We start from the raw sequence: 16,320 nt of genomic DNA, 5'->3' as shown, positions 1-16,320 counted from the left end.
CGACCACCCCGGGGCGCCGGCCCGCTGCCGCGAGGCGGTGGCGCTGATGGACGACCGCGACGGGCTCACGCACTGCCACCCGACCGCAGGGCGGGTGCGGCGGCCCGTCGTAGGGCGGGGTGGTCCGCGGTGGTGGGGCAGCTCCACGTCAGGCCCGGAACCGGTCGGTGGCGGCCAGCAGGGCGCGCAGGGTGCCCGGCTCGTCGAACGCGTGCCCCGCGTCCGGCACGACCACCAGCTCCGACCCCGGCCACGCCCGGTGCAGCTCCCACGCCGAGGTGGCGGGCGTGGCCACGTCGTAGCGGCCCTGCACGATCACGCCGGGGATGCCCGCGAGCCGTCCCGCGTCGCGGATCAGCTGCCCCTCCTCCAGCCACCCGCCGTGCCGGAAGTAGTGGTTCTCGATGCGGGCGAACGCCAGCGCGTACCGGGGCTCCGCGAACGCCTCGACCAGTTCGGGCCGGGGGAGCAGCGTCACCGTGGAGCCCTCCCACACGCTCCACGCCACGGCCGCCGGCTCGTGCACGGCCGGGTCCGGGTCGGCCAGCAGCCGGGCGTAGGTGCCAATCACGTCGCCGTCCGGCGCGAAGCTCGCGACCCGCTCCCACAGCTCGGGGAACAGGAACCCGGCGCCGCCCCCGTAGTACCAGTCCAGTTCCTTGCGCCGCAGCGTGAAGATGCCGCGCAGCACCATCTCGGTGACCCGCTCCGGGTGCCGCTGGGCGTAGGCGAGCGCCAGCGTGGAGCCCCACGACCCGCCGAACACCTGCCACCGGTCGATCCCCAGGTGCTCCCGCAGCAGCTCCATGTCCGAGACCAGGTGCCACGTGGTGTTGGCGCTCAGGTCGCCGGCCCCGCTGGCGTGCGGCGTGGAGCGCCCGCAGCCCCGCTGGTCGAACAGCACGATCCGGTAGGCCGCCGGGTCGAACACGCGCCGGTGCACGGGGGCGCACCCGCCGCCGGGCCCGCCGTGCAGGAACACCGCGGGCTTGCCGTGCGGGTTCCCGCAGGCCTCCCAGTACACGCGCTGGCCGTCGCCGACGTCGAGGACGCCCTGGTCGTAGGGCTCGATCTCCGGGTACATGCCGCCCACTCTGCCCGAGCGGGGTCACGAGTGGACCACCTCGCCGGAGGCGGGGGACGACCGGGTCCGGAGGGGGCCGCCGCGGTCCCGCGACGACCCCTCCGGACCACGCGATCAGTGGAAGGTGTGCTCCGGGCCGGGGAACCGGTGCCCGCGCACCTCGGCGGCGAACTGCTGCGCCGCCGACGTCATCACGCCCGCCAGGTCGGCGTAGCGCTTCACGAACCGGGGTCCCTTGCCGCGCCGCAGGCCCATCATGTCCTGCCACACCAGCACCTGGGCGTCGGTGTCCGGGCCCGCGCCGATGCCGACGGTCGGGATCACCAGGTCGTGCGTGATCTGCTTGGCGACCTCGGCCGTCACCATCTCCAGCACCACGGCGAACGCGCCGGCCTCCTGGACGGCGTGCGCGTCGGCCACGACCTGGTCGAACGCGTCGTTGCGGCCCTGCACCCGGTACCCGCCCAGCTGGTGCTCGCTCTGCGGCGTGAACCCGATGTGCGCCATGACCGGGATGCCGGCCGCCGTGATCGCCTTGACGTGCGGGGCGAAGTGCTCGCCGCCCTCCAGCTTCACGGCGTGCGCCCGGCCCTCCTTCATGAACCGGACCGCCGTCGCCACGGCCTGCTCCACGGACACCTGGTAGGAGCCGAACGGCAGGTCGGCCACGACCAGCGCCCGCTTGACCGAGCGCGTGACGCCGCGCACGAGCGGGATCAGCTCGTCCACCGTCACCGGCAGCGAGGTGTCGTAGCCGTAGACGTTGTTGGACGCGGAGTCGCCGACCAGCAGCACCGGGATGCCGGCCTCGTCGAACAGCTCCGCGGTGTACATGTCGTACGCGGTGAGCATGGGCCAGGGCTCGCCGCGCTCCTTCATCTCCCGCAGGTGGTGCACGCGCACCTTCCTGCCGGTCGGAGCGCCGGAAGCGCCGTTGCCGTAGGGCGCAGCCACCTCAGCAGCAGAGGTCATCGTCGACCGTCCTCCCTCGAAGCCCGCGCCGTCGCGGGTCCCCGGGTGTCGTTGCACGGTTTACGCGACCAGCGTGGCACCGTCGGGGGGGAAAGTGCGCGGAGTGCGAGTAGCTTCACACGCCGTGGCGTGCCGCATGACGGAGCCGGTCCTCGACTGCACCGATCCCGAAGCCGGGGCGCGGTTCTGGTGCGCCGTGCTGGACCACGAGGTCCTGGGGCGGGAGGGCGGGGCGGTGGAGATCGGCCGCCCCGGCGAGCACCCGACGATCGTCCTGGACCGGGGGGCGGAGCCGAAGCGGCAGAAGCTGCGCCTGCGCCTCGACGTGAACGCCACCGACCGCGACCAGGACGCCGAGCCGGAACGCCTCGAAGCCCTCGGGGCGCGCCGCAAGGACATCGGCCAGGGCGAGGTCGCCCGGTACGTCCTCGAAGACCCCGAGGGCAACGAGTTCTGCCTGCTCAGCCGCCGCGTGGAGCCGTGACGGCCGGCTCGCCCGGCGCTACACCTGCACGGTCGGCAGCACGACCAGCTGCCGCAGGTTGACGTGCTTCGGCCGGCTGGTGGTGAAGCCGACGACGTCGGCGATGTCGGCCGCGGCCAGCGGCGGCACCGCGTCGCGCCACGTCGTCAGGTCCGCCGACACGTCCGGGTTGTCGATGTGGTCGGGCAGCTCGCTGTGCACGAGACCGGGCTCGATGTTGGTCACGCGGACGCCCAGCGCGCCCAGTTCGGTGCGCAGGTTCGCCGACAGGTGCGTCACGGCCGCCTTGGTGGCCGTGTAGACGGCGTAGTTCCGGAACGTCTGGTGCGCGGCCACCGAGGAGATGTTCACCAGGTCGGCGGCGCCCTCGCGACCGGCCTCGACCAGGTCGGACGTGAACACCCTGGTGACGTTCAGCAGGCCCTTGAGGTTGGTGTCGATCATCCGGTCCCACTCGTCGTCGCGGCCCTCGGTCAGCGGGTTGCCCAGCATGACGCCCGCGTTGTTCACGACGAGGTCCACGCGCCCGAACCCGGCGTGGACGGCCTCGACCGCGCCGGACAGGTCCTTCGTGACGTCCGCCGCGACCGCAAGCGCTTGCCCGCCCTCGGCCCGGATCTTCTCCGCCAGGTCGGCGACGCGCTCGGCCCGCCGGGCCAGCAGCGCGACCCGCGCCCCGGAGCGGGCCAGGACCAGGGCGGTCTCGGCGCCGATGCCGCTGGCGGCACCGGTGACGACGGCAGTGCGGTTGTTCAGCTCGTAGGTCATGTCCACAACACTGGGGCCCGCGCGCCCCGGTACCCGAGGCCCCGCTCGACCACGGGTCGGCGGTGACCCCGGTCCGGCCGTCCTGGGTCTGGCAGTACCCAGTCTCGGGACGCCGCGCGCGGCCATACTGGGAAGGTGAACCACGACCTCGGCGAATTCCTCCGCACCCGCCGGGCACGCGTGCGACCGGACGACGTCGGCCTGCCCGGTGGCGGGCGGCGGCGGGTGCCGGGCCTGCGCCGCGAGGAGCTGGCGCTCCTGGCGGGCGTGAGCGTGGACTACTACGTGCGCCTGGAGCAGGGCCGCACCCCGGCCGTGTCGGACGCCGTGCTCGACGCGGTCGCCCGCGTGCTGCGCCTGGACGAGACGGAGCGCGCCCACCTGCGCAACCTCGTCCGGCCGGCGCCCGCGAAGCGCCCCGCGCCGCAGCGCGTCCGACCGGGCCTGCGCCGGCTGCTGGAGATGGTCGGCGACGTGCCCGCGTTCGTCATGGGTCGGCGTGCGGACATCCTGGCCTGGAACCCGCTGGCCGACGCGCTGTACGGCTTCGGCGGACTGGGCGAGGAGGACCGCAACTCGGCCCGGCACACGTTCCTGCGCCCGGAGGCCCGCACGTTCTACCGGGACTGGCCGACCGTGGCCGCCGACATGGTGGCGTTCCTGCGCCTGGACGCCGGTCGTTACCCCGACGACGCGCGGCTCGCGGCACTGGTCGGCGAGCTGTCGGTGAAGGACGAGACGTTCCGGACGCTGTGGGCGCAGCACAAGGTCATGGAGAAGACCCACGGCACCAAGCTGATCGCGCACCCCGTCGTGGGCGACCTGGACCTGGACTACGAGTCGCTGCGCCCGGCCGGTGACGCCGACTTCACGCTCGCGGTCTACACGGCGAAGGCCGGTTCGCCGACCGAGGAGCGCCTGAAGCTGCTGGCGAGCTGGGCGGCGTCACCCGGCGCGACGCTCGAGGGCGCGGAGGAACGCCACTAGCGCCGGTCCCCGGAACTCCAGCACGTCGCCGTTCTTGGAGTCGCGGACCGCGTCGAGCCCGCCCCGGACCTCGACGCACTGCCCACCGCTGTTGCCGCTGTGACTGCTCTTCCGCCAGGTCATCCGTCGAAGCTATCAATCACCTCCGAGACCTCCAGCAGTTCTTCGAAAACCGCCTCGTAGTGGGAGATCCGGCTCTCCTCGTCCACCAGCAACCCATCGGTCAGGGTTTCGACGTACACCGTCTTCGGCCTGTCACCGGCCGGCGTGAACAGGGAGAAGGGGAAGTACAGCGCCCCGGTCAGGCCGACCGCGTCCGGGATCACCCGGATCGTCACGTGCGGCAACCCGGACACCTCTTTCAGATGGCGCACCTGGTCAGACCGCGTTCGCGGCGTCCCGACCGGCGCGCGCAGCACCGACTGCCTGATCACCAGCACGTAGTCCGGTGGGTTGGGGCCGGTCAACCTGGCTTGTCGCGCCGTGGTCGAGCCCGGCGCGGACGAGCCGGCCGCGCGGGTCGTCGCCTGGTGCCTGGAGTTCGACGACAGCGCCCAGGTGGTCTCCGAGGACGGCTCCCTCCGCATGGACCTCGACGGCCTCGACAGCGTCCGCCGCCTGTTCCGCGACGCCGAGCCGGTCTGGGTCTAGAGGTCTAGGAGCAGCGCGTGCCCTCGGCCGGCAGCTCCAGGTCGATCAGGTACCTGTCGCCCACCGGGTCCACGCACTCGTTGCCCTGGAGGTACACGGTGTGCTGGTTGCCCTCGAACGTGAGCAGCCCGCCGCCCAGCTCCTCCGCCAGGCTCACGCCGGCGTCGTACGGCGTGGCCGGGTCGCCGGTCGTGGAGATCACCAGCACGGGCGGCAGGCCGGTGACCGGCTTCGGCTCCTGCACGGTCGGCGGCACGGGCCAGAACGCGCACGCGTCCAGCGCACCCACCGCCGGTCGGCCGTCGTCCAGGAACGGGGCCGCCGCCTTGTACCTCCTGGCCACGTCGTCGAGCACGGCCCGGTCGGTGACGCGCGGCTCGTCGACGCACTTGATCGCCACGAACGCGTCGTTCAGCGTGCCGTACCGGCCCTGCTGGTCGCGGTCGAAGTAGCTGTCGGCCAGCAGCATCAGGACGTTGCCCTGGTTGTTCTTCAGCTCGGTGAGCCCGGTGTTGAGCGGCTCCCACAGCTCCTCGGAGTACATGGCCTGGATCGCGCCGGTGATCGCGTCGTTGTAGGACAGCTCGCGGTCCTCCACCGCCACCGGCCGCTCCGCCAGCGGCAGGGTCAGGTCGCGGAACGCCTGGTTCGCCTTGGCCGGGTCGGCGCCGAGCGCGCAGTCCTGCCGTTTCGCGCACCACGCGGCGAACGCGTCGAACGCCTTCTGGAACCCGGCGCCCTGCGCGATCAGCGACTCGACCTGGTTCTGCGTCGGGTCGACCGCGCCGTCGAGGACGAGCGCGCGCACGTTGCCCGGGAACGCCTGCGCGTAGCCCGCGCCGATGTGCGTGCCGTAGGAGTAGCCCAGGTAGGTCAGCTTCTCGTCGCCCAGCGCGGACCGCATCACGTCGAGGTCGCGCACGACGTCGCGGGTGCCGACGTTGGCCAGCAGGTCGACGCCGCTGGTGGACGCGCACTTCTCCGCGTACCGCTTGTTCTCCTCCTCCGTCTGCGCGATGCCCGACGGCGAGGTGTCCAGGTCGGTGTCGAGGCGCTCGACGTCGCGCTCGGCGTCGCTCAGGCACTTCACCTGCGGCTCGCTCGCGCCGACCCCGCGCGGGTCGAAGCCGACGAGGTCGAAGCGCTCGCCGAGGTCGGTCCGCTTGACCTGCGAGGCCAGGCCGGCGGCGGCGGACATGCCGGACGCGCCGGGACCGCCGGGGTTGACGACCAGCGAGCCGATCCGGTCGCCGGCGGCCCGCTGGCGCAGCAGCCCCAGCCGGATCGTCCTCCCGGTCGGCTGCGCGTAGTCGAGGGGCACCTCCAGCCGCGCGCACTCCAGGTCCGCGCGGTTGCGGAACTGCGAGGCCGTGGTGCCGGTCGTGGCGTACGGGCCGCAGTCCTCCCAGCCGAGCTGTTGGCCGTAGAAGCGCTCCAGGCCCGCGGGCACGGTCCCGGCGGGGCCTCTCCGCTCCAGCGTCGTCCCCGCCGTGGGTGAACCGGTCACCACGGACGTGCAGGAGGCGAGCAGCGGGATGGCCAGTACCAGCAGCAACGATCGGCGCACACCATCGATCGTATGTGTGATTCGTGGGCCACAACGGCCGCCACGGTCGCACGAGGTGAGCGAGAATGCCCCCATGCCACAGCTCCGACTCGCACTCGCCCAGGTCAACGCCTGTGTCGGCGACCTGGCGGGCAACTCCGAACTCGTCGTCGAGTGGTCCCGCAAGGCCGTCGAGGCCGGCGCCCACCTGGCGGTCTTCCCCGAGATGGTCCTGACCGGCTACCCGGTGGAGGACCTGGCGCTGCGCGTGTCCTTCGCGGAGGCCAGCAAGGACGCCCTGACCAGGCTCGCGGGCGCGCTGGACGACGCCGGGTGCGGAGGGCTGGCGGTGTTCGTCGGCTACCTGGACCGCGACGAGCGCGGCATGCGCAACGCCGCCGCCGTGCTGCACGGCGGTCGGGTCGTGGCGCGCCAGCACAAGCACCACCTGCCGAACTACGGCGTGTTCGACGAGCGCCGCTACTTCACGCCGGGCGACTCGCTCGACGTGGTGCGGGTGCACGGCGTCGAGGTCGGCATGGTGATCTGCGAGGACCTGTGGCAGGACGGCGGGCCGGTCGCCGCCCTCGGCGAGGCGGGCGTGGACCTGGTCGTGTCGCCGAACGCCTCGCCCTACGAGCGCAAGAAGGACGACGCCCGGCTGGAGCTGGTGACGCGCCGCGCGGTCGAGGCGAAGGCGCCGCTGGCGTACGTGAACCTGATCGGCGGGCAGGACGAGCTGGTGTTCGACGGCGACACGATGGTGGTCACCGCCGACGGCGCGCTGGTGACCCGCGCGCCGCAGTTCGTGGAGCACCTGGTGGTGCTCGACGTGGACGCGCCGGGCGGCACGGAGCGGACCGAGGGCACCTGCGGCGGGTTCACGGTCCGCCGGACCACGATCTCCGACGCCCCGCTCCCGGCCTACGAACCGCTGCCCGCCCCGCAGCCCGCCGAACCGCTCTCCGACGAGGCGGAGGTGTGGCACGCCCTCGTCACGGGCCTGCGCGACTACGTGCACAAGAACGGCTTCCGGTCGGTCGTGCTCGGGTTGTCGGGCGGCATCGACTCGGCCGTGGTGGCGGCGCTGGCCGTCGACGCGGTCGGCGGGGACAACGTGTACGGCGTGTCCATGCCGTCGGAGTACTCCTCGGACCACTCGAAGTCGGACGCCCACGACCTGGCGCGGCGCACCGGGTGCCACTACGAGGTGCGGCCGATCGCGGACATGGTGCGGGTGTTCGTCGACCAGCTGGGCCTGACCGGGCTGGCCGAGGAGAACGTGCAGGCGCGGTGCCGCGGCGTCACGCTGATGGGCCTGTCCAACCAGCACGGGCACCTGGTGCTGACGACCGGCAACAAGACCGAGCTGGCGGTCGGCTACTCGACCATCTACGGCGACGCGGTGGGCGGGTTCGCGCCGATCAAGGACGTCCTCAAGACCCTGGTCTGGGACCTGGCGCGGTGGCGCAACGCCGAGGCCGAGAAGCTGGGCGAGCAGGCGCCCATCCCGGAGAACTCGATCAGCAAGCCGCCGTCGGCGGAGTTGCGCCCGGGCCAGGTCGACACCGACTCGCTGCCCGACTACGACCTGCTCGACTCGGTGCTGGACGACTACGTGGAGGGCGACAAGGGCTACCGCGACCTCATCGCGATGGGGTTCGAGCACGAGCTGGTCGACAAGGTGCTGCGGATGGTCGACAAGGCCGAGTACAAGCGCCGCCAGTACCCGCCGGGCACCAAGATCACGTTCAAGGCGTTCGGCCGCGACCGCCGGCTGCCGATCACCAGCGGCTGGCGCGAGGGCTGACCGGGCACGGGGCGGCGGCGGGTTCCCGTCGCCGCCCGCGCCTCCCCCCGACCACCGCCGGCCGCTACCCGCGGTCCGCGCGGGGCAGCAGCAGCGCCACCAGCGCGCCGACACCGCAGATCACGGCCGTGATCAGGAAGATCTCGTGGTACTCGGTGAGCAGCGCGTCGGTCAGCGCCCGCTCGTACACCGCGGCGGCGGCCCGGAACTCCTCCTCCGACATGCCGAACGGCAGCGGCGTGTCCAGGTCCGCCGTCAGCTCCCGGAACCGGTGCAGGCCCCACGCCGACAACCCGGCCACGCCCACCAGCATCCCGGTCATCCGCGCCACGACCACCGCCGCCGACGCCACGCCGTGCTGCGCGGGCGGCACGACCCGCAGCACCGCCGCCGACACCGGCGCGATCACCAGCCCCAGCCCGAACCCGGCCACCGCCAGGTCCCGCCCGATCACGAACGACGACACGTCCGCCGGCCACCGCGAGACGAACAGGTACGCCACCCCGGCGAGCAGCAGCCCGCCGAACGACACCCACCGGTCGCCGACCCGGCCCGCCAGCCACCCGCCGACCAGCGCGCCCACCGGCAGCGCGACCAGGAAGCGCGCCAGCATCGCCGCCGCCGCGCCCGAGTCCACCCGCAGCACGGTCTGCGCGAACAGCTCCACGTCCACCAGCGTCACCATCAGCGCCGCGCCGGCCGCCAGCGACACCCCGAGCGAGGCCAGGAACGGCCCCATCCGCACCCCGGCCGGGTCCAGCAGCCGCACCGGCGACCGCCGCTCCCACAGCACGAACGCGGCCAGCACGACCACCGCCGCGCCCAGCGCCGGCAGGCCCCACGACGGCAGCACCGCGTGCTCGGGATCGGGGTTGTAGAGGCCCACCACGACCAGGCCGAGCGCCAGCGCCAGCAGCCCGCCGCCGACGAAGTCGACGCGCACCCCGGCCCCCGGTCCCGTCGACCCCGGTCCCGTCGAGCGCGGCACCGTCCACTGCACCAGCGCCATCGCCGCCAGCGCCAGCGGCAGGTTGATCCAGAACACCCACCGCCAGCTCTGCGGCTCCAGCGACTCGGACACCGACCAGGCGTTGAACAGCGCCGCCACGCCCACGCCGTACAGGGTGCCGAGCACGCTGCCCAGCTCCTGCGCCGCGCCGACCACGCCCAGCGCCGACGCCCGCCGCTCCGCCGACCACAGGTCCGCCACCAGCGCCATCGTCACCGGCAGCAGCGCGCCACCGGCCAGGCCCTGCACCACGCGGCCCGCCACCAGCAGCGGCAGGTCGCCGGCCAGCGCCGTGACCGCCGACCCGACCGCGAACCCGACCAGGCACGCGTGCAGCACGAGCCGCCGGCCGAACCGGTCCGACAGCTGCCCCAGCAGCGGCATGCCCGCCACGTACCCGAGCAGGTAGCCGGTCACCACCGGCGTGGCGCGCTCCAGCTTGTTCACCGGGATGCCCAGGTCGCGCACCATGTCGACGAGCACGCCGACCACCACGTACGCGTCCAGCGCGCCGAGCAGCACCGCGCCCGCGCCCGCCCCGATCGCCAGCCGGCGGGCCCCGGCGGGGGTCGTCACCGCGGTCACGCGGGCGGGGAGACGGTGAACGGCTTGTTGAAGTCGGACAGGTCGATGGTGACCTTCGCGCCGGCCGGCAGCTCGAACACCGCCCTGGTCAGCTTCTCCTCGCGCACCGAGAACGTCGACTTCACGTCCGAGTCGATGCCCGGCACCAGCCCGGCCGCGACGGCCTCCGGCACGGTCGCCTCCACCACGGTGGTCCCGTCATCCGAACCGGTGGTCTTCGCGTCCTTCGCGTCGGCCAGCACCTTGGCCACGCCCTTGTCGGGGTCCAGGATCAGCGTCGGGTCGTAGACCTGCCCGGCCAGCGCGGCGGGCAGCTTGGTGAACCCGCCCGTCGGCCCCTTGAAGTACAGGTCCTGCCCGACCAGCACGTACTCGACCTCGATGAGCTGGCCGAACTGGTCCACCTTCGCCCGCCCCCGCGACTCGCCGTCCGCGTTCAGGTCGCCCTCGGCGTCCTTCACCGGCACGTCCGGCAGCTCGCCGTCGACCGCGATCACGAAGTGCGTGCTGTCGACGGACTTCATGCCGGCCGACGCCTTCGACAGCACCTCCGGACCTGCGGGCAGGTCGGCGCCGCCGCCTCCAGACGACGTGCAGCCGACCGCCAGGGCGAGCACGAGCGACCCGATCAGGGTGCGACGAGGGAGCATGGCGTGAATCGTAGGACCCCCGGCCGCGTCGCACGGCCGAACGCGCGCGCAACCCCGTGACCAGGCGTTCCGCCACGCGCGCGGAACACCCGGAAATCCGGTCCGCGCGTTCCGGCGAGCCGGCAACGCGGGGTCCACCGTCCTTACCTAGGCTTCAGCCCATGAACCGCCAGCAGGAGTTCGTGCTCCGCACCCTAGAGGAACGCGACATCCGGTTCGTCCGGCTCTGGTTCACCGACGTGCTGGGCTTCCTCAAGTCCGTCGCGATCGCCCCCGCCGAGCTGGAGGGCGCCTTCAGCGAGGGCATCGGCTTCGACGGCTCCGCGATCGAGGGCTTCGCCCGGGTCTACGAGTCCGACATGGTCGCCAAGCCGGACCCGGCGACGTTCCAGGTGCTGCCCTGGCAGACCCCCGAGAAGAACCACTACTCGGCCCGGATGTTCTGCGACATCTCCATGCCGGACGGGTCCCCGTCGTGGGCCGACCCGCGGCACGTGCTGCGGCGCACCCTCGCCAGGGCCAGCGAGGCCGGGTTCACCTGCTACGTGCACCCGGAGATCGAGTTCTTCCTGCTCAAGAGCCTCCCGGACGACGGCCGCGAGCCCGTCCCGGCGGACAACGGCGGCTTCTTCGACCAGACCAGCCACGAGACCGCCACCCACTTCCGCCGCCACGCCATCGAGGCGCTGGAGGCGATGGGCATCTCCGTGGAGTTCAGCCACCACGAGGGCGCGCCCGGCCAGCAGGAGATCGACCTGCGCTACGCCGACGCCCTGACCATGGCCGACAACGTCATGACGTTCCGGTACGTGATCAAGGAGGTCGCGATCACCCAGGGGGTGCGCGCCTCGTTCATGCCGAAGCCGTTCAGCGACCAGCCCGGCAGCGGGATGCACACGCACGTGTCGTTGTTCGAGGGCGACCGCAACGCGTTCTACGACGCCGAGGACCCCTACCAGCTGTCCGACACCGGCAAGATGTTCGTCGCGGGCCTGCTCAAGCACGCCCGCGAGATCTCCGGCGTCACCAACCAGTGGGTCAACTCCTACAAGCGGCTGATCGTGGGCGGCGAGGCGCCGACGGCCGTGTGCTGGGGCCACGCCAACCGGTCCGCGCTGGTCCGCGTGCCCATGTACTCGCCCGGCAAGTCCTCGTCCCGGCGCGTGGAGATCCGCTCGCTCGACTCGGCGTGCAACCCGTACCTGGCGTACGCGGTGATCCTGGCCGCCGGCCTCAAGGGCATCGAGAAGGGCTACGAGCTGCCCCCGCCCGCCGAGGACGACGTGTGGTCGCTCACCGACCGCGAGCGCCGCGCCGCCGGGTACGACAACCTGCCGCAGAACCTCGGCGAGGCGCTGACCGAGATGGAGAACTCCGAGCTGCTGCCCGAGGCGCTCGGCGAGCACGTCTACGACTTCTTCCTGCGCAACAAGCGGACCGAGTGGGACGCGTACCGCCGCAGCGTGACGCCCTACGAGCTCCGCACCCTGCTGCCGGTCCTGTGAGGGAGGCACCCGTGCGGGTGGTCCACACCGAGCACTCGGAGAAGCTAGGTTTGCAGACCGTGACCGAGATGCCCGCGCGTCCGGAAGCCCGGCCCACGTTCATCGCGTGCACGGTGGCCACCGCCGCCGAGCTGCCCGCGGTGAAGGTGCTGTCCAGCTCGTTCCTCGCACACCACCCGCAGGCCCGGTTCCTGGCGCTGGTCGTGGACGCCCTGCCGGAGAACTCCGGACCCGGCCTCGTGACCCCGGCCGACCTGGGCGTGCCCGCGGCGGAGCTGGCCGAGCTGGCCACCGGCTGCACCGCCGCCCAGCTCTGCGGCCTGCTGCGCCCCAAGCTGCTCGAACAGCTCCTCGGGCAGGGCGTGCCGGTGCTGTACCTCGACCCGTGGGTGCACGTGCTGGCGCCGCTGACCGACCTGGTCGACGAGGCCGTCCGCCGCGGTCCGCTCGTGCTGCTGCCCAGGTCGCTGCGGCCCCTGCCGGACGACGGCCTGCGCCCGACGCCCGCCGACCTGCTGGAGAAGGGCGTCTTCGACCCCGGTTTCCTGCTGGTCGCGCCCGGCGCGCAACCGTTCCTCCAGTCGCTGGGCGAGCAGCTGCGCCGCAACCCCGAGGCGACCAAGGCCGTCCTCGACACCGCGCCCGCCCTGGTCAACCTGCACGTGCTGCGCAACGCCACGGTCGGCCTGTCGGTGTGGAACGCGCCGCAGCGCGACCTGCACCGCAGGCCCGACGGCACCCTCACCACCATCGGCGAGCCGCTGCGCAGCGTCCACTTCGCGGGCTTCGACCCGCAGCGCCCGTGGTTGCTGTCGGCCGAGTTCGCCGACCGGCCCCGCGTGCTGCTGTCGGAACACCCGCAGCTCGCCGAGCTGTGCACCACCTACCGCGCCGAGCTGGTGCGCAAGGGCCACACGCCGCAGCGGGTCCGCTACGGCTTCGGCCAGCTCCCGGACGGCACCCTGATCCCGGAAGCCCTCCGCGCCGCCTACCGCGAGGCCGCCCGCGCCCGCGAGGGTTCCGCGTTCAGCCCGACCGGCTGGGCGGCCGCCCCGGCCGACGCCCAGGTGAGCGTCCCGGTCGAGCCCGAGCCCGCCGTCCCGGCCGACGCGGAGTCGATCACCGGCGACCTGACGTCCCCGGTGGTCGCCGAACAGGCCCCAGCCGACGAGGTCCCGACCGACGAGGTCCCGACCGACGAGGTCCCGACCGACGAGGTCCCGACCGACGAGGTCCCGACCGACGAGGTCCCGACCGACGAGACCCCGACCGAGGAGACCCCGACCGAGGAAGTCCCCGCGGACGGGCCGCCTGCCGAGGAGACCGCCGAGCAGGCCCAGGCACCCGCCGAACCCGCCGCCGCCGAAACCGCCGCGGAGTCCGAGGCCGTCGATCCCGAGGCCCCGGCAGAAACCCCCGCCGCCCCCACCCACGCGACCGGAGCGCCCACGACCCCGGCACCGGCGGCGGGCGGTTCCACGGAGCGCCGGTCGTCCGGGATCACCCCGCCCCCCGCGTTCGGCGCGGACGGCGGCGCGGCGTTCGTGGCCTGGGCCTCCGAGCCCGAGACCGGCCTCACCGGCAGCACGCGCTGGGCAGCCGCCCTCTGGCGGTCCGACCCGGCCCTGCGCACCCAGTTCCCCGACCCGTTCGGCGCGGACGGCACGGCGTTCCGCGACTGGTGCGCCGGCGTCGGCGTGGAGACCGGCAGGCTCCCGGTGTCCGCCGTACCCCGCGCGCACGCCGAAGCGGCCGTCCTGCACGACCAGCTCGGTGTCACCGTCCTCGGCACCGGCCCGGTCGCCGAACTCGTGCTCGCCGCCGCCCGTGCCTCCGGCCTGCCCACGTCCACCACCGCCGGCTACCCGGTCGTCGTGCGCGTCGGCACCGCCCGCGCCGTCCCGGAGAGCAGGTTCGTCGTCGACTACGTCCTCGACGACGACCTGCACGGCGACGCGAACGAGGTGTGGGTCCCCTCCGAGACCACCCGCGCCGCCCTGGAACGCGCCGGCGGCCCGACCGTCCGCGTCCTGCCGCTCCCGGTCCTCGACGCCGACCCGCGCGAACCCGCATCACACGACGGTGTCGTCTTCGGCGCGCTCGCCGATCACTCCGTCGACCGCGCGGGCAACGTGCTCGGCGCCGTGTCGGCGTTCCTCACCGCCTTCCCCGACCGCGCGGACGTCGTGTTGCGCGTCGAGGTCAGCCACGCCAGGAACCACCCGGAGGCCGACGAGCGCCTCCGCCTCGCCACCGCCGCCGACCCGCGCATCCGGCTGGTCGACGACCTCGGTGACGTCGACTGCCTCGTGCTCCTGCACCGCGGCGGCGCGGACGACCGCATCGCCGGGACCCTGGCCCGGCACGCCGTCCGCGGCACGCCCGTCCTCACCTCCCGGCACGGCGCGGTCGCCGAGCTGTTCGACAAGAACGCCGCGATCTTCGTGCCGTGCCGCCAGGGCGTCGAACCCGACGTCCAGGCAGCGGCGAAGCTCATGCGCGCCCTCGCCAAGGACCTCGGCACCGCCATCGCCATCGGGGCCGCGGGCCGGGAGCACGTCCTCGCCACCCGCGGCACCGCGCAGGTCGGGGAGCTCCTGCGCGAACGCGTCGAGCACGCCTACCGGGGCTGGCGCGCCCGCCGCGCCAAGCCGGTGCCGCCCGCCGACCCGCTCAAGGCGCTGCACTCCGCGAAGCACGCCCTGCTGCGCCAGCCGGACGTCGGCACCGCCAGCCGCACCCCCATGGCGCCGCAGCTGCGCAAGATGGTGCTGCGCGTGCTCGACCACTACGACAACCACATGCGCGACGTGCTCAGCACCCTGGTCGACGGGGTGGAGCGCTCGGTGGCCGAGGTCGTCCGCCGGCAGGACGACATCACCGGCGGCGTCGGCCTGGGCGAGCTGGAGGTGCTGCGCGCCGAGATCGAGCAGCACGCCGAGGACCAGGGCCACCTCGCCGACCAGCTCCTCGGCGTGGACGACGGCGTGGTCCGGGTCCGCGCGGACATGGCCGGTCAGGGGCGCAGGCTGCGCGAGATCGAGGATGCCGTCGTCGCCGAGGCCGCCAAGCGCGCCAAGCAGGGCGACGCGCTCGCCCAGCGCATCGACAAGCTCGCCGTCGCGCTCGAACGCACCCTCGACCGGATCGACTCGCTGGAGTCGAAGGTCGTCGACGTGCTGCGGTCGCGCGACAACAAGCTGGAGCACGGGCTGCGCACCGCCAACCAGGCCCAGCAGACGGCGGACGCCCTGCGCCGCGTCGTCGTGCGCGAGCACGAGCGGCACAGCGACGCCGTGCCGCGCAGCTCGCTCGTCCTCACCGACGTGGGCCTGCTGCGCCTGCCGTCGGACGACGCGCTCATGCTGCCGATGCTGTCGAGCAACGGGGTGTGGGAGACCGAGCTGTCGGAGCTGATCGACTCCGTCGTCGAACCGGACGGCATCTTCGTCGACATCGGCGCCTACATCGGCTACCAGACCGTGCGCATGCTCAGCCGGTTCGGCTCGGGCGGAGCGGTCGTCGCGGTCGAGCCGTGCCCGTCCGCGCGGGCGCTGCTCCAGCACAACGTGACCGTGAACCTGCCCGAGCGCGTCGCGCAGCAGCTCGTCCTGGTCGACGCCGCCGCGTGGGAGAGCAGCGGCGAGCTGGCGACCCAGCCCGCGCTCACCGGAGGGGTGTCGGTGGCCGCCGTGCCGGACGACGCACCCGAGGACCTCGCGAAGGTCCGCGCCACCCGGCTCGACAAGGAGCTGGAAGCCGTGCCGCTGCTCCAGGGCCGCAAACTTTCAGTCGTTCGTGTGGACGCACCCGGCCGTGGTCACCGTGCGCTGGCCGGACTGGTGCGCCTGCTGCGCCGGGACCGCCCGCACGTGTTCCTCGACTTCTCGGCCACCGCGACGGAGGGCTTCGGCGACGATCCGGTCACGGTGCTCAAGGAGTTCCGCATCTGGGGCTACGACCTGGTGCCCGTGGCGACCCGCAAGCCGGCGTCGCCGGAGCAGATCGTGGCGGCGATGGAGGGCCTGCGGAGCATCCCGCTGTGGCTGCGACCGCGCCCCGTGCAGGCCAAGGCGCCCGGCCCGCAGGTGTCCGTACCCCTCCGGCACCCCGCTGACCAGGCGATTTGACTTCCGCGAAGGTCATGAGTAACTTTTACCGAGTCGCCAGCAAGACCCCCGGAACAAGCGGTTGACACCGCGAATCGGGCCGGGTAGAGTTCTGCGGCGTCAAGCTGCCAGAAGCGAACAAGCAGTGCAGAGCGCTGTC

14 protein-coding genes are annotated in these 16,320 nt (G+C 73.2%); 6 read left to right on the top strand and 8 right to left on the bottom strand.

The annotated features are described in order from the left end of the window. Positions 1–148: 148 nt before the first annotated feature. Positions 149–1,084, bottom strand: coding sequence for a prolyl aminopeptidase (gene pip / locus CKY47_RS36400; RefSeq protein WP_306750936.1), 936 nt, complete (start codon positions 1,082–1,084; stop codon positions 149–151). A 114-nt stretch (positions 1,085–1,198) separates the two neighbouring features. Next, positions 1,199–2,056: a 3-methyl-2-oxobutanoate hydroxymethyltransferase gene (gene panB / locus CKY47_RS36395; protein ID WP_306750935.1), complete on the bottom strand. Its 858-nt coding sequence runs from the start codon at positions 2,054–2,056 to the stop codon at positions 1,199–1,201. 136 nt (positions 2,057–2,192) lie between these two features. On the opposite strand from panB, the gene CKY47_RS36390 reads away from it, so the two are divergent. Continuing rightward, the gene (locus CKY47_RS36390; RefSeq protein ID WP_371320801.1) at positions 2,193–2,540 is read left to right on the top strand and encodes a VOC family protein; all 348 of its coding nucleotides are present in this window, start codon (positions 2,193–2,195) and stop codon (positions 2,538–2,540) included. An 18-nt stretch (positions 2,541–2,558) separates the two neighbouring features. Here CKY47_RS36390 and CKY47_RS36385 read toward each other — a convergent pair whose 3' ends face one another. Next, positions 2,559–3,308 carry an SDR family oxidoreductase gene (locus tag CKY47_RS36385; RefSeq protein WP_306750934.1) on the bottom strand — a complete coding sequence of 250 codons (750 nt, stop codon included), beginning with the start codon at positions 3,306–3,308 and terminating at the stop codon, positions 2,559–2,561. Positions 3,309–3,443: 135 nt separating this feature from the next. Here CKY47_RS36385 and CKY47_RS36380 point away from each other — a divergent pair, with 135 nt between their 5' ends. Further along, a complete protein-coding gene (locus CKY47_RS36380) occupies positions 3,444–4,295 on the top strand; it encodes a helix-turn-helix transcriptional regulator (protein WP_306750933.1) in 852 nt (283 codons plus the stop codon). Here the strand turns inward: CKY47_RS36380 and CKY47_RS36375 are convergent. Both CKY47_RS36375 and CKY47_RS36370 read right to left on the bottom strand, forming a co-directional pair. Next, on the bottom strand, positions 4,254–4,418 hold the full coding sequence (locus tag CKY47_RS36375) for a DUF397 domain-containing protein (RefSeq protein ID WP_306750932.1): 165 nt from the start codon (positions 4,416–4,418) through the stop codon (positions 4,254–4,256). The genes CKY47_RS36380 and CKY47_RS36375 overlap by 42 nt on opposite strands. After that, positions 4,415–4,762 carry a DUF5753 domain-containing protein gene (locus CKY47_RS36370; RefSeq protein ID WP_306750931.1) on the bottom strand — a complete coding sequence of 116 codons (348 nt, stop codon included), beginning with the start codon at positions 4,760–4,762 and terminating at the stop codon, positions 4,415–4,417. Before CKY47_RS36370 ends, CKY47_RS36375 begins: the two co-directional genes overlap by 4 nt. Before the next feature lie 16 nt (positions 4,763–4,778). Here CKY47_RS36370 and CKY47_RS36365 point away from each other — a divergent pair, with 16 nt between their 5' ends. Continuing rightward, a complete protein-coding gene (locus CKY47_RS36365) occupies positions 4,779–4,946 on the top strand; it encodes a hypothetical protein (RefSeq protein ID WP_306750930.1) in 168 nt (55 codons plus the stop codon). Positions 4,947–4,950: 4 nt separating this feature from the next. On the opposite strand, the gene CKY47_RS36360 is transcribed toward CKY47_RS36365, so the two are convergent. Beyond that, entirely contained in the window at positions 4,951–6,513 is a 1,563-nt protein-coding gene (locus CKY47_RS36360; protein ID WP_306750929.1) for an alpha/beta hydrolase, read from the bottom strand. Between the two features lie 73 nt (positions 6,514–6,586). Between CKY47_RS36360 and CKY47_RS36355 the strand changes: the two genes are divergently transcribed. Next, entirely contained in the window at positions 6,587–8,302 is a 1,716-nt protein-coding gene (locus tag CKY47_RS36355) for an NAD+ synthase (protein WP_306750928.1), read from the top strand. A 64-nt stretch (positions 8,303–8,366) separates the two neighbouring features. On the opposite strand, the gene CKY47_RS36350 is transcribed toward CKY47_RS36355, so the two are convergent. Both CKY47_RS36350 and CKY47_RS36345 read right to left on the bottom strand, forming a co-directional pair. After that, entirely contained in the window at positions 8,367–9,896 is a 1,530-nt protein-coding gene (locus CKY47_RS36350; RefSeq protein WP_306750927.1) for an MFS transporter, read from the bottom strand. Beyond that, positions 9,893–10,546: an LppX_LprAFG lipoprotein gene (locus CKY47_RS36345; protein ID WP_306750926.1), complete on the bottom strand. Its 654-nt coding sequence runs from the start codon at positions 10,544–10,546 to the stop codon at positions 9,893–9,895. Before CKY47_RS36345 ends, CKY47_RS36350 begins: the two co-directional genes overlap by 4 nt. 161 nt (positions 10,547–10,707) lie before the next feature. Between CKY47_RS36345 and glnA the strand changes: the two genes are divergently transcribed. Both glnA and CKY47_RS36335 read left to right on the top strand, forming a co-directional pair. After that, positions 10,708–12,051 (top strand): type I glutamate--ammonia ligase, encoded by a 1,344-nt coding sequence (gene glnA / locus CKY47_RS36340; RefSeq protein WP_306750925.1) that lies wholly within the window; start codon positions 10,708–10,710, stop codon positions 12,049–12,051. 68 nt (positions 12,052–12,119) lie between these two features. Further along, positions 12,120–16,181, top strand: coding sequence for an FkbM family methyltransferase (locus CKY47_RS36335; protein ID WP_306750947.1), 4,062 nt, complete (start codon positions 12,120–12,122; stop codon positions 16,179–16,181). The last annotated feature ends 139 nt before the right edge of the window (positions 16,182–16,320 follow it).

This window comes from Saccharothrix longispora (assembly GCF_030852425.1).
In the GTDB taxonomy this organism is placed as follows: domain Bacteria; phylum Actinomycetota; class Actinomycetes; order Mycobacteriales; family Pseudonocardiaceae; genus Actinosynnema; species Actinosynnema longispora.
The sequence above is the reverse complement of the archived record's forward strand: the minus strand, read 5'-3'. Positions and strand labels throughout refer to the sequence as shown.

Bases quoted from the DNA above. Each gene is read 5' to 3' on its own strand.
- pip (WP_306750936.1), bottom strand. From the start codon at position 1,084: ATGTACCCGGAGATCGAGCCCTACGACCAGGGCGTCCTCGACGTCGGC.
- panB (WP_306750935.1), bottom strand. From the start codon at position 2,056: ATGACCTCTGCTGCTGAGGTGGCTGCGCCCTACGGCAACGGCGCTTCC.
- CKY47_RS36390 (WP_371320801.1), top strand. From the start codon at position 2,193: ATGACGGAGCCGGTCCTCGACTGCACCGATCCCGAAGCCGGGGCGCGG.
- CKY47_RS36385 (WP_306750934.1), bottom strand. From the start codon at position 3,308: ATGACCTACGAGCTGAACAACCGCACTGCCGTCGTCACCGGTGCCGCC.
- CKY47_RS36375 (WP_306750932.1), bottom strand. From the start codon at position 4,418: ATGACCTGGCGGAAGAGCAGTCACAGCGGCAACAGCGGTGGGCAGTGC.
- CKY47_RS36355 (WP_306750928.1), top strand. From the start codon at position 6,587: ATGCCACAGCTCCGACTCGCACTCGCCCAGGTCAACGCCTGTGTCGGC.
- CKY47_RS36345 (WP_306750926.1), bottom strand. From the start codon at position 10,546: ATGCTCCCTCGTCGCACCCTGATCGGGTCGCTCGTGCTCGCCCTGGCG.
- glnA (WP_306750925.1), top strand. From the start codon at position 10,708: ATGAACCGCCAGCAGGAGTTCGTGCTCCGCACCCTAGAGGAACGCGAC.
- CKY47_RS36335 (WP_306750947.1), top strand. From the start codon at position 12,120: ATGCCCGCGCGTCCGGAAGCCCGGCCCACGTTCATCGCGTGCACGGTG.